A 13,110-nucleotide genomic window follows, 5' to 3' on the forward strand; every position below is an offset into this window, starting at 1 on the left:
CAGATAAACGGTGGCCCCTAAAAGAAAACAAGCTGGCGCTAGTACTCGCGCGGGCTGTTGACGATCTCGCCGGCGGCGACCTTCTTCAGGTGCCGCCCGTAGACCGACTTGCCGTAGGCCTTGGCTGCCTCCTCCAGCTCGGCGGTCGTGATCCAGCCGTTCTCCCAGGCGATCTCCTCGGGGACCGAGACCGGCAGGTCCTGTGAGTGCTCCACGGCGCGGACGAACTCCGCGGCCTCGTGCAGGCTCTCCATGGTGCCGGTGTCCAGCCACGCGTACCCGCGGCCGAGGGTGACCACCGACAGCGTCCCCTCCTCCAGGTACATCCGGTTGAGGTCGGTGATCTCCAGCTCGCCGCGCGCGGAGGGCTGGACCCTATGGGCCTTGGCGGCGACGTCGCCCGGGTAGAAGTACAGGCCGGTGACGGCGTAGGAGCTCTTGGGCTCCGCTGGCTTCTCCTCGATGGAGACGGCCCTGCCCTCGCCGTCGAACTCCACGACGCCGAAGCGCTCGGGGTCGTCGACGTGGTAGCCGAAGACCGTGGCGCGGCCCGACTCCGCGTTCTGCACGGCGCGCGTCAGGTGGCGGGACAGGCCGTTGCCGTAGAAGATGTTGTCGCCGAGCACCAGCGCGCACGGCTCGCCGGCGATGAACTCCTCGCCGATGGTGAAGGCCTGCGCCAGGCCGTCCGGCGAGGGCTGCTCTGCGTAGGAGAGGTTCACGCCGTAGCGCGAGCCGTCCCCGAGCAGGCGCTCGAAGTTGGGGAGGTCGGTAGGCGTGGAGATGACCAAGATGTCGCGGATCCCCGCCAGCATGAGGGTGCTAAGCGGGTAGTAGATCATGGGCTTGTCATAGACCGGCAGCAGCTGCTTGGAGGTCACGAGCGTGAGCGGGTACAGGCGCGTGCCGGACCCGCCGGCGAGGATGATGCCTTTCATATAATCCGTCCTCTGCAATCGATAATAGTTATATATCGAGCGGTTAGTTAGAGTTTGATATTCTATTAAGTTAAACCTTCTCAATATTAACGAAAGAAGCCATTGATGAACAACCGCAAGGACACAACCCGTAAAGACGACACAACGGATGCGCTCATTGCTGCTAATCGGCCATATACGTAAACAATAATATTGATGACATAGTGAAGCTCAACCTGAGAAGCCCGAGTTCGCGACCGGAATGCACTTCAAGCTAGTTGAATTAACAATGAGACGCCGAGCAAGCGGAATCGCTGCCGTAAATTTACTCCATAAAACTGAGGTGGGCATCCATAATCACGTAATCGCTAGGCCCTCGCTTCCTATAGCCATATTCAAAAGTTGAAAGCACTTTTTCTTTAGCCAAATCCGATTATTAGCGAGCAAATTCGATGAAATGGATGCTTTGAGTAGCTGAGTCCATTACAAAGAGCTTGCCATCAGTCTCTCCGAAATAAACGTTTGAGTAGAGCAACGTGACCGCCATCGACACCCGTCGATGCAGAAGGCTGACACGGTTCACAATATTCATCAGATAGGTTAAAAACGGCAGACACGCTGCATGCGCCACTTTCAACCGAACGAACAACAGGACGAGCGTTGCAAGAAGGCGAAAGACAGACAAGTTGGCTTAGCTCGGCGACACAAAGCGGATTTTTGCCGTCTTCCGCAAAAGAGTATATATGAATGCGAAGATAGGCCTCTTCATCATCATTCAAAAACAGCGGAACATGCCCCGCAAAATGGCCGTCCCTAGATTCAAGACTAATCCAGCGAATATCAGACTGATCAAGGGCGCGCCAAACAGCTGCGCGAACATCCACAGGCACCAAAGACGACTCAAAACGCACAGTCAAATCAACAGAAGAAGCTTTGATGAGCGTTTGAGACATGGCAGACGATAGCAATCGAGCATCAGCAAGACGATCGCTGAGCAAGAAGACCTTACTTTGGTCTTCAGTTTTTAGCACATTCCCGAAGGCGGACTTCCCGCTAGCCAAGGATGGCTCTTCATTCAAATAACGCGTAAAGGCCTCGAAGAACATTTCATTTTCACGCTCAATCGACGTACAGCTAAATCGATTAGGCGAATCGCATTTTGAGCCTGAAAGAGCCTCAAGAATAGAAGAAGCAATGCCACAAGCAGAGGGCTCAGCGAGGTGGATGGTGCCCTCCGGAAAGTCGAGTAGATTATTCTCACGGTTTATTTCAATTACCGAGAGTTTCGATGCAAGCATTTCGAAAGGCAGGCGAGAGGGATTAGTCACGCTCAACGATACGCCGGCAACACACTTAGCATAAAGCGAGGCGCATTCATCAGTAGTCAAGATGCCTAGGCTGCGTACACGTGGATCACGAATGGGGGGGCATTGCGTCTTCACCGTATAAATACACGACAACTGCATCGTCGAGCTTGAGAAGCAATTTAATTGCATCAAGCAACATGCCAGACAAACGCCGATCCTTATTGGATTGATAAATGGCGCAGACGGCATACTCTCTGCTTAGATTTTGTTCCTGCGCAGTATATATTTCGCTAACGCCAAAATCACAATATGGGACTTCATGCGAATAATAGGGTTCAACTTTTTTAGAAAGCCATCTGCCTATCGTTATGGGGTTTAGTTCATAACGATAACTTGCCTCGGCATTTAGATACATCTCCCCCATCGGATAGAACCAAGGTTCAAAATCCTGAATGAAGTAGAACCTATGGGCGCACTTCTGCATAGATGCGAAGTGCGCCGTATTCCAAGCGGTAGCGATTACTGCAAAAAAATCCTCGGGCACACTCGGTGCCACAAGTACCTCTTTAGGCGAATAGCCAAACCAATCCTTAATTTCAGCCTGAACTCTATGAGCACTCTTGTATGCCTCACAGCCCGGCATAATGAAAAAGTAATTCTCATATCCGCGAGAATCTAGAAAGGAAGCTTTGCTGCAGATGGTTCGAAAGCCGCCTGAACCCTTTGCGGGCGGAGATATTATCCAGGCAATTTGTTTCATTTAAAGCACTCAAATCGCTTCGTAGTCAAAGGGATCGAACTTGTATAACGCTGCACGCTTGGGATCTCGAGAAAAGTTAACGGAAAACCATGGATCCCCCTCAGAGAATCGCTCGGACCATTTATGCAGCAATCGTGCCTTATCCTCAAAGTGCTTGTGAGAGCGAGATTTACTATCAAGAGACTTGTCAACACATGCCAAATGATAGAGGCACGCCTCTGGTGTATAGATCACTTTTAACCCAGCTTGAGAAGCTTTGAAGCAAATATCAACATCCGAATAGTCAAGAAGATACAACTCGTCAAAACCGCCCAAACGATTAAAATGTTCGCGTGAAATAGCTAAACAGACACCACTCACCGCAGATACATCCCTCACGGTCAATGGCATATAGATATAGCCAGGAGAAGATCGATGAATACCCTGCGATAGGTTGACGATTGATTCTCCAACATAAGACAGGCCCGCCTGCTGCACAATGCCGTCAAGATCGCATGTCATTGTTCCAACAACGCCAACATCCTCTCGTTGAGAAAAGCCAACGAGAGTCTTTAGCCACAAGGAGTCTAGTGCCTGGATATCGTCATGAACAAAGACGAATTGCTCGCCATGTGCGGCGAGAGCACCGGCATTTCTCCATCCAGACATATTAAACGGGTCATCAAGCGCGTGAACGATATAGCGACAACGAAGTCCAGAGCTCGATTGCTGAACAGCAGCTTCCGTATCCCGCGAGCACACGAAAACAACTTCAAGATCATCAAAATCGGTGTCATTGATTGAAGATACAAGAGTCGAAAGAACCGAAGAATTGCCGCGGGTGGTAACGATTAATGAACAGGACTCAGATGAAGGAACATCATAAATAGGGCTATATCTAAAAGCACGATTATGAGAGTTAACCACAGTCGCCTTGATACCGCATCTATCAAGGTGCTCCTGAACCGCTTTTATTCCAGCAAGGGTTGCATAGGGTTTACTATCGGAATTACCCGCAGTCGAATTCTCACTTATTCTCCAGTGATACAAAATTTTAGGAACATGATGGATCGTCCCACCAAGTTCAGCAATCTTCAGCACCATGGCATGGTCTTGGGCGCCATCCAACTCGCTGTTAGAAAGGTCAATTCTGTCTAAACATGCCCTTTTAACAGTAAGGAGGTGGCAAATATAATTGTTGTCACGAGCCATATCAAGACTAAAATCCGGCTTAAAAGTAGGATGAGCCAAAGACCCGTCAGGCAATAGCTTATCTTCATCACAATAAAGAAGATTGATGTCCGCATTTTGATTTAAAGCGCATGCGTACTCAAACAAGATATTCGGTTCCAGGACATCGTCATGATCAAAAAAGCAAAGGTATTCGCCCTTGGCCATCTTGATTCCGACATTGGTGTTCTCAGTGATACCTAGATTGCCCTCAAGAACAGTCACTTTAATTCTAGAGTCAGCGTCCACATACTCGGAGACCAGGTCACTTAGGCCATCGTAATCGGGCGTAGAATTAACCAGAATGAGTTCCCAATTAGAATACGTCTGTGCGATTACAGAATCAGCCATGTCCCTGAAGAAATTCAAAGGAGTCTTATATAAAGGGACGATGATTGAAAACAAGGGTTGGTATGTAAACTCTATTTTCGATTGAGCTATTGCATCGGATCCGGTCAATCTACGCCCAGAAAACCAGGACAAATAACGGGGTTGATCGAACGCACATACATGCTCCCGATCAGCCTCATCACAAAGCTCCTTGAGCATGTCTTTTTTTAGATTGATAAACGTATCTAGATGACCAGAAGCTCTATGCATGCAAATGCAAAGGCTATTCCCAACCTCAGGAATGTGCAGGGAGAAGTTCACAAAACCGGGATTCGAATCGAAAAATAAGTTGTTTAATAACAGAGATTCCCCAACAACGCGGGCTTCTTCATTAAAAGCGATAATACGATCTCCCTTAAGGCAATCAGCACCCGAAAGAACGCCTCTGACAATTAGGCCATCATCACAGGGAATAAAGTTCTCGATTTGGATAGATGCGAGCGCGTGAATACCGGAACGGTCAATATTGCGAAATTGCCCACAATGTTCCGCACGCAGCAACCCGTTTAGTTTCGACTCAAGAGAAATCTGGCCAGGATTGATACAACGTTGGTAAACTGTATTACCATCGCTAAAGAAAGACACAGATTGGTCGACATCAAAATCGGCAAGGATTACAACAAATTCAGTCTCTGAAAAAGGGATGATTCTTGCGGGCAGAATTTGCCCATTGGGTGATTGCGACTCAACAGCATCAGGAAAAACGGATGCGGCTTCATACAGTAGATATAGCTTGCCGTCGCCACGGCAATTTAGCTTATTGTTAAATTCGGTATTAAAAACTATGCCCATATCAGCAACACTTTCCAATAACTAAAACAAACTCGCAAATCGTAGCCAAAGTAAACGGGAATACGAGGCATATCAATATGAATCGTTTGCTGTCCCCAAAGACCAAGCGACTTTGGTTAAGGATAAACGATAGACACGGAACCAAGAGTGGCAAAAGGTAACGACTCTGGCAACCATTAACCGTCCCCAAACCGACGGGGGTAAAAGACACGTAAAGTGCAGTTGCTACCAAAGCTACCGTAAACAAAAAAACAAAAGAGGCCCAAAGAAAATATGCAGGACCAGCATGCTTAACACTAATCGAATCGGCCGAAAAAAGCCCGACCAACATTAGACAAAGAGCTGGAAGCACCTGAACCAAACCACGAAGCGCATTTACAGAAATCTGAGCAGCGAGCGCTCCAAGATATGCAAAGTTAAATGCATATTCAGAAGAGGTCATCGGATTTAAATAATAAGTTGAAAAATAATTGGCGAGTATTTCAGCGTAGCGCAATGGATCGGCGAGAATGAAAGCGATTTGCTGACCAGAGTTGACATCGGAGCCGCCTCGCATATCGCCAACGTTGGATCCGCTAGCAGCTGAAAACAAGAACGGAAGCGCAAAGGAGGCAAAAGCAATCAAGCCCAAAACAAACACGGCAGCATAGTAATGAACTCGTTGTTTCGAGCTAACAAAACGATTGCGCGGAACCATAAAGAAAAGACCGATTATCGGAAAATACACAGCTTTGACTGCGAGTCCTGAAAAGGTAAATAAAAATGCCAGTGATATATTGCGAACTGTAAATTCATTTAAATCACCCCATGCATACCTCAAAAAATAAGCAAAACCGAGAATGGTAAACGAAATGAGCCATGCATCATATGAGAAACACGACGCAAGAAAGATCGAGGTTGGCAGCATTCCCACAAAAGCAAATAATCCCTTTTTCGAGGGCGTAACCTTGATTGCAATGGCAATTGCAAGACAGTAACTAAATAAATTGCAAATCCGAGCGAATTGAATCATAGAAGAAAAATCGAAATGCAGAAGGCGAGCGAGCCAAAGACCAATTGCCGAGGGAATATACCCAATGCTGCTAAGCGTATAAACGAATTCTTCATGCTTGTTAACTTGCACATGACCAGAAGCGATATCAGATCTATAGGAGCTATTCAGCTCCCTAGCATGCTCGAGAATTTCCGCTCGATCAAAATGGGAAAGAGAGGGCTCTTCAAAGCCCTGCGTACGACGGACCGCTTCGTCAGTAAAGTTAATATCCGTATCAGTTTTTTGAGTTTCAAATAAATAAGATGTCGAAAGGGCATTGGAATAGTGAATTTGATCATCCCATGAAATACCTGTCGTTATCGGAGTGCTCACCACAAGGAACACACCAATTGAGAATGCAGCGATAAAGAAAGCGACGGGAAGGGCAGAGTTTCCCTTTCGAATGCCCAAGCAAGCCGTGAAAACCGAAGTTATGATTACCAGCAGGAAATAAACAACAGCATTAATGAACCCATTCACGAATGCAATCGTCGAGCAGCCAAAAACAATAAAGAATGCGATAATCACCAGGGAAACGTAGTCGGTAGCCTTAACCCTCGCCGAAACAGAATGGAACAACGCTTTCAGAGAAAAGCCGCTTTGGAATAAATAGAGTATTGCGCAATAGAAAATCAGAAAAAAGAAAATGAGCCGCTTTTTATTCCAGTCAGCAATATTCGAGAAATGAGAAGCCGGCGAGCCAAGAACGGTGCAGCCCTCCCAGATGACCGCCACAGCAAATGCCGCAAGCAACAGGACTAATAATTGAGCGCAGCGACCAGAACAGTTGCCACGCTTCTCCTCATCATCTGAGGAAAGGAAGACGCAATATGATTGCCAAATGGCAACATCTACAACGACGCAATAGAGCGCTAAAACAAACAGCTGTGCGACAGAGTGGTTCACATAAAAGTGCTTCATGCACAGAAGCTCAACAATAAAGAGAAGAGCAACGAAGACGGCTTTCATTATTTGCTTTTGGTTTACGCATCGAGGCAACACGGAGCTAATTCACCTTTATCCAAATCACGCTGCAAGGGCCCTCGAAGAATCGTTCCCAGCCATCTGGATGACAAGTATGGGCACCAAGCACTGTTCACAACTGTTGAAAGTAATATAAGTAGGGACATTCACATCCAGATGATTTATACGCCGAAGCGAAAGGCATAGCCTACTTTTCCTTCTCCCTACTTAACGCAACAGCCTGAACAAGCGAGTTTAAACGCTCTTCCTGACGAGAGAGGCGAAGAGAGTTACAGAAATCACGGACCACAAGAACGGCAATAACGTAAAGAAACACGAAATTCGAAGCCGACATGAAACCAAATAGACTTGAAAGCCACATTGCAACTTGTGGAAAAACGCCCAAGATTACAAAACTGACGCTAAATAGCAGCCAAAACAAAGAATCCAAAACTTGCATTTGGGATTTTTTTAATTTGCGCAATACGAACAGGAATACTAAAACAGCGCAGACGAGAAGCAAAATACGAAGAGACATCGGCAAATTGATCACCTAAACCACTGAACGATAAGGAGAGTAACGAAAACGCGAACCATATACTGCACGGATCTAACAGGATTAAGATAGCTCTCGCCACCTTGGCGTTCGCGCATCTTAACCTGTACCTCTGAAATGGAATACCCTTGCTTCAAAAAGAGAGCGAGAGATTCTGGCTCCGGATTTAAGGTATTGTCGTAATAGTATTTCTTAAGAATATCCCGCCCAAATAGCCTAAATCCAGACGTGGGGTCACTGATTCTCTTGCCTGTCAGAATCTTTATTAGCACCGTAATCATACGCGAGCCGATCATGCGAAGCGTCTTGTCTTTGCGCACGCTTACAAACCTAGAGCCAATGACAATATCTGATCCATCAGATTGAGCCCTATCAACAAGGTCCTTTATATATTCTGGGCGATGCTGGCCGTCAGCATCAAACTGAACCATATAGTCATATCCATGATCAACCGCATAACGCGCAGCCGTCTGAAACCCAACAGTCAATCCGCAATTAATGGGCATATCAATAATGTCACAACCAAGGTCCTTGCAGATAGCCAATGTTCGATCTCGAGACCCATCATTGATGACTACAAAATCAAACTCAGGTGCAATTTGCCTGAGTTCGCATACGGTATTTCTAATGCAATCCTCTTCGTTGTAAGCGGGTATAGCAACAAGAGTTCTAGCTGTATTAGACAAAACAAACCATTCTCTAGCTTATATTTTCTTTTATTATACCAAGCCAGTCAGAAACAACCGCCAAACATACAGGCAGTTACTCAAGCTCAAGTTAAAGGATCTGAAACAGCAATAGGAGACGAACGGTTATTTCGCCAGGCAAACTTTGTCTATACCTTCCAGAATGAAACGCCTTGGACCAGCAATTACCTTCAACGCTCGTCTCGAGCAACGATAGACGTTCACGAGAGGAAATTTCTCTTTTATATGAATAAAGATGTCTTAATTGTTTTTTAACAAACGCAAGCCCATCCCCCTTAGCAAAAGTCTTAAAGCGTTGGGCCATTACCTTTGCAAAAGAGGTTCCAGTAGCGCTCGCATTATCACCAGTTCGTCGATAATAAAGCGAGGGATAGTCATCATATACGATGTTGCCAAAGGCAGAAGCGACAAGCGCTATCCACCAGTCGTGCCAACCACATACTTCATAGCCAATTTGGTTCAAAATTTGATGCAATTTTTTATTTAGAACCATTGTATTGCCGGAGCAAGGATTCTCATAAAGCATCTTCTGAAAAGACACTCCTGATTTATTCAATTTTGATTTTGAAACAACACCGAGATCGCTATCACAAAAATAATATTCGGAGCAATACAAAAGAGGCTCATTCTCACCCACATTAGAACGGTTTAACTCTCCAATAGCCCTCATCAGCTTGTCTTGCAGCCAAACATCGTCCTGATCGCATAAGGCTAGATAGTCGTAAAACTCTGGCGTATCGTTCAGCAGCGAAAAAAACGAAGCGGCAACGCCAATATTTTCACCAAAGGAAACTGTAACTCGCTCATCATTCTGAAGGTTTTTCAAATAGTCTAGAGTCCCATCATGGGATCCGTCATCTCGAATAAACAAATGGAGCGATATGCCGTCTTCCAAGATTTGATTCAAGACGCTGTCAACTTGATCAGAAATATATGGAAAACCGTTATAAGTAGACAATAAAACGGCGATTTGAACCTCATCCATTAGAAATCCCCTATTTACATGCATTTCAAAATAGCAAACCTGCGAATGACCTTAAATACCAAAAAGACCACAGAACAGCCGTAGGAAACTATTAAAGTAACATTAATGCCGTTCATTCCAATAAATAACTCGAACGGATATACGAATATGCAACAAACAACCAATGAAATAATTGAAGCAAACAGCGGAGTCCTATAGTCCTCACATACAACAAGAAAGTCAGACAGATAGTTTATAAACGCATTCAAAAAAGTTGCAAGCAACATTAAGTCAAAGACGATAGCCAGCTTAGAGACGCTTGGACCAAACAGCAAGTTAAGCAATTGAGGTGCGAAGAAAAACAAAACCAAGCCAATGAAAACGGTGGCTGAAACTAGGCGAGACGTATATCGACAAAAAGTTGTCTTTAATTTGCTGCAACCATCACGATAAGCTAAGGCCAGTGGAGTTAGCAACGGAGCGTAAAGATATCGCGAAGCTGCCTGAATTAAAATTGCGGGCGTGGCAATTGACGCGTAAATGCCGAGCTGCTCAGCTCCATAAGTATTTCCAAATAACTGTCTCGCTATAGTTGTCGTCAGACTAAACATCAAAGCCGAAATGGCCAACGGAAGACATGACTTAAAAATGTCGACAAATTCACTTCGACGAATAATTATATCTAAATCAGTTAAACGTCTAACATGCGGAATGTCATAGAAAACAGTCATCAAGAAGCAAGGAAGCCACATCCCGATTATTCCATATGTAACATTACCGCTCACGTAAGCACCGACTGAAAAGCCAGCAAGAAGCAACACACCGCGCAGAAACTGTGAAACTCCTATATAGTCCATCCGTTGGAATCTCTGATCGACTCCAGAAAGAACATCGCAAACGGACTCATCTATTTTAAATAGTAAATAAGCGAGAATACTAGGAACAAAGGAGATATCCTTTACCGTTATTAAAGAATAGACGCAAGTTGCGACCAAAGCGAACAATATCATTCGAACACGAAAGGCAAAATAGCACCCATGAGAATAATTGTCGCTGACATCAGATACCTGATACGTTCTTAGATTAAATGTGGCCAACGGCAGGAATACATTTCCGATTGCCATTGCAAACGCGAGATATCCAGATGCCTCAAACCCGGCAATATAAACAACAAGAATAGTCACCAACCACTGACAGCCTTGATATGCCAAGCAACCGATTAAATTAAATATAGTATTTCGTGCCGCAGATTGAGGCGGAGTATTAAAACCGTTTACTTTAGAAATATACATGCGCGCGTTTTCAAACAGAGTTAGCAGTTAAAGGTATTAAAAAGAGAGATGGCGTTTGCGCACTCGCTCTGAAAACGATTCAGCTCTTCGGCGATTGAACGCCTATACTCAAGAAAATCAAGAGTGGCTTTATCGTAGTTATTCATAACAAAGTTAATTGTTTGGCGAATGTGATCGATATTAAAGTCACCAAACTTATAAATATCTGATATTGGAATATCTACATCGTTTGCTGCCGCCCCGCGCATACCTGTCACGACGCAGCATCCGCAAGTAGCTGCTTCGCGGGGAAGTCGATCCTTTCCGGGGTGTGCGCCAAAATCTACATATAATTTTGCTTTCTGCATCGTAGCCAGCAGTTCGGAGAAAGACATTCCCTGAAGCGGAACCCACTCGTAATCTGAAATAGAGCTGATGAGCTGCTTGGTATATTTAATGCCCTTCTTAGGGTTATATAGAATCGTATTACCCTTTACCGCTGTCTCATCTGCCTTATATCTCAAATCTATAAAGTCGGACAATGGGTAAACGCGAGATGCATCTATATTCAACTTATCAGTGATATATAAACGCGCGTATTCGCTTTGATAAAAATGAATGCACTTTTTAAATTGGCTCAAATTTAGCAAATGAACTGGTTTATAGGCCAGACGTCGAGAAATTCTATAAACATCTTTATACGAATACCCATCCGCCTGATAAGCCGCACCCCAGTAATTGTCTACGCTCATCCACCAAACGGCAGTTTTGGACTGGCGGAACCTAGAAATGTATCCAGCAAAATGCTCAGGAATTACTACGCAACAGCCAGGCTTATCAATCAGACCCACAACGTAGGGGTTCTCGTAGATAGGTTGGAACTTATTATAGATAGGCTTACCAACAGGATCGGACAGATACATCATGAATGCATTGCCACCGAGTTTATTGATTTGAGAACAGAACTGCTGAAGCAATTCGGTTCCACCTGTCGGTCCAACCACCGGACTTAGAACATAAATTTCCATTAGTGCATCCTTATTCACATAAATATCTAAACCGAATGAGCGTATAAAGGGTAAGCCCAAACTAACGATTTAACACATTTTCCTTGAAACGATATGACGAGGCGACAGCCAATCGCGATATCTTATCTAAATAACTCCAGGACAATAGGGGGATTTTTAATAGCTGTAAAACCGCGGCGGCAATTCGTTTATTATGCAAATTCGCTACGGCCTCGTTGAACGCAGCGTTTGCTTTTAAGTAGCCTTGTTCTTTACTGGAGCTACAGCCTTCCACTTCATTCCAAGCTTCCTCTATGGATGGCAAAGTGTTTTTGCGAAATGAAGAAGTCAAATAGCGCTGTGCAATAAATTGCTTGAATAAATTTGACCTAGATAAGCTATCGGAACCCATCCTATATTGCAAAACACGAAATCCACAATTTCCAATACGTTCCCCCGCCAACGACGAACGCAAGAGAAAATCATAGTCCTCGCAAAAGGGGAAATTGCGATATTTCTTCTGAAAAACTGATCGTTTCCCTAGCCACGTAGGATGTGGTACGCAGTTATTCCAGCGAAGAGCCTGATTAACATGTTTGAACTCCAAAGGAAGCTGGACACTATATTGAAAACATCCAGCCTCATCAATGACATCCATCTCTCCGCCGATTAAATCCAAGTTATCCTTATTCAAAGTGTTAACCTGAATTTCGATACGTTGCACATCCGCGATATCATCCGCATCCATGCGACAAATATAATCTCCGGTTGACAAATCGATGCCCTGGTTCAGATTATCAACAATCCCAAGATTGTGCTCGTTCACTACAGCCCTTACTCGAACGTCGGACTCCGCATACGATTTGATTAAGCCACAAAGATCCTTATTGGATGGGTCATCCAACAGAAGTAGTATCTCAAGTTTTTCATACGATTGTCTCAGGATTGATTCAATCGCACACTGAGCAACAGGCAGTGGCTCCCTATAGAGCGGCAATAAAACAGAAACTAAGTCCATTGTGATTCCTTAAAAAGCTACTGTGAAATTCCCAGCAGATAAGTCAGCGAGGGGCTGGAGCCAGTTTGACAACCAAGATCGCGAAGCACGCCGTTCTGGAACCGCTGCTGGGAGCCGCCGCCGGGGAGCGCCTCGGCCTCCGCCACGGGCCACCCGAGGGGGCCGGCCTGCCAGCCCCTCCTGACGTACTCGCTCCTTATCGCGCCGCTGCGGACG

12 protein-coding genes are annotated in these 13,110 nt (G+C 45.4%); all 12 read right to left on the reverse strand.

Features of this window, described 5'->3' with window-relative positions:
- Positions 1-38: 38 nt before the first annotated feature.
- A complete protein-coding gene (gene rfbA, locus AAAT03_RS05030) occupies positions 39-938 on the reverse strand; it encodes a glucose-1-phosphate thymidylyltransferase RfbA (protein WP_349102735.1) in 900 nt (299 codons plus the stop codon).
- A 479-nt stretch (positions 939-1,417) separates the two neighbouring features.
- Positions 1,418-2,305: a hypothetical protein gene (locus AAAT03_RS05035; protein ID WP_349102724.1), complete on the reverse strand. Its 888-nt coding sequence runs from the start codon at positions 2,303-2,305 to the stop codon at positions 1,418-1,420.
- A gap of 25 nt (positions 2,306-2,330) precedes the next feature.
- On the reverse strand, positions 2,331-2,984 hold the full coding sequence (locus AAAT03_RS05040) for a hypothetical protein (RefSeq protein ID WP_349102725.1): 654 nt from the start codon (positions 2,982-2,984) through the stop codon (positions 2,331-2,333).
- A 9-nt stretch (positions 2,985-2,993) separates the two neighbouring features.
- Positions 2,994-5,375: a glycosyltransferase gene (locus AAAT03_RS05045; RefSeq protein ID WP_349102726.1), complete on the reverse strand. Its 2,382-nt coding sequence runs from the start codon at positions 5,373-5,375 to the stop codon at positions 2,994-2,996.
- Position 5,376: 1 nt separating this feature from the next.
- The gene (locus tag AAAT03_RS05050; protein WP_349102727.1) at positions 5,377-7,377 is read right to left on the reverse strand and encodes a DUF2142 domain-containing protein; all 2,001 of its coding nucleotides are present in this window, start codon (positions 7,375-7,377) and stop codon (positions 5,377-5,379) included.
- 202 nt (positions 7,378-7,579) lie between these two features.
- Complete coding sequence (locus tag AAAT03_RS05055; protein ID WP_349102728.1) at positions 7,580-7,909, reverse strand: DUF2304 domain-containing protein; 330 nt, start codon at positions 7,907-7,909, stop codon at positions 7,580-7,582.
- Positions 7,910-7,920: 11 nt separating this feature from the next.
- Positions 7,921-8,613 (reverse strand): glycosyltransferase family 2 protein, encoded by a 693-nt coding sequence (locus AAAT03_RS05060; protein ID WP_349102729.1) that lies wholly within the window; start codon positions 8,611-8,613, stop codon positions 7,921-7,923.
- 91 nt (positions 8,614-8,704) lie between these two features.
- Positions 8,705-9,619, reverse strand: coding sequence for a glycosyltransferase (locus AAAT03_RS05065; RefSeq protein ID WP_349102730.1), 915 nt, complete (start codon positions 9,617-9,619; stop codon positions 8,705-8,707).
- A 14-nt stretch (positions 9,620-9,633) separates the two neighbouring features.
- Complete coding sequence (locus AAAT03_RS05070; protein WP_349102731.1) at positions 9,634-10,890, reverse strand: oligosaccharide flippase family protein; 1,257 nt, start codon at positions 10,888-10,890, stop codon at positions 9,634-9,636.
- A gap of 20 nt (positions 10,891-10,910) precedes the next feature.
- Entirely contained in the window at positions 10,911-11,897 is a 987-nt protein-coding gene (locus AAAT03_RS05075) for a hypothetical protein (RefSeq protein WP_349102732.1), read from the reverse strand.
- Positions 11,898-11,958: 61 nt separating this feature from the next.
- Positions 11,959-12,894 carry a glycosyltransferase family 2 protein gene (locus AAAT03_RS05080; protein ID WP_349102733.1) on the reverse strand — a complete coding sequence of 312 codons (936 nt, stop codon included), beginning with the start codon at positions 12,892-12,894 and terminating at the stop codon, positions 11,959-11,961.
- Positions 12,895-12,911: 17 nt separating this feature from the next.
- Positions 12,912-13,110, reverse strand: a 199-nt coding sequence (locus AAAT03_RS05085) for a hypothetical protein (protein ID WP_349102734.1), incomplete at its 5' end; no start/stop codon positions are given.

Source organism: Collinsella sp. CLA-AA-H167 (assembly GCF_040095305.1).
GTDB lineage: Bacteria > Actinomycetota > Coriobacteriia > Coriobacteriales > Coriobacteriaceae > Collinsella.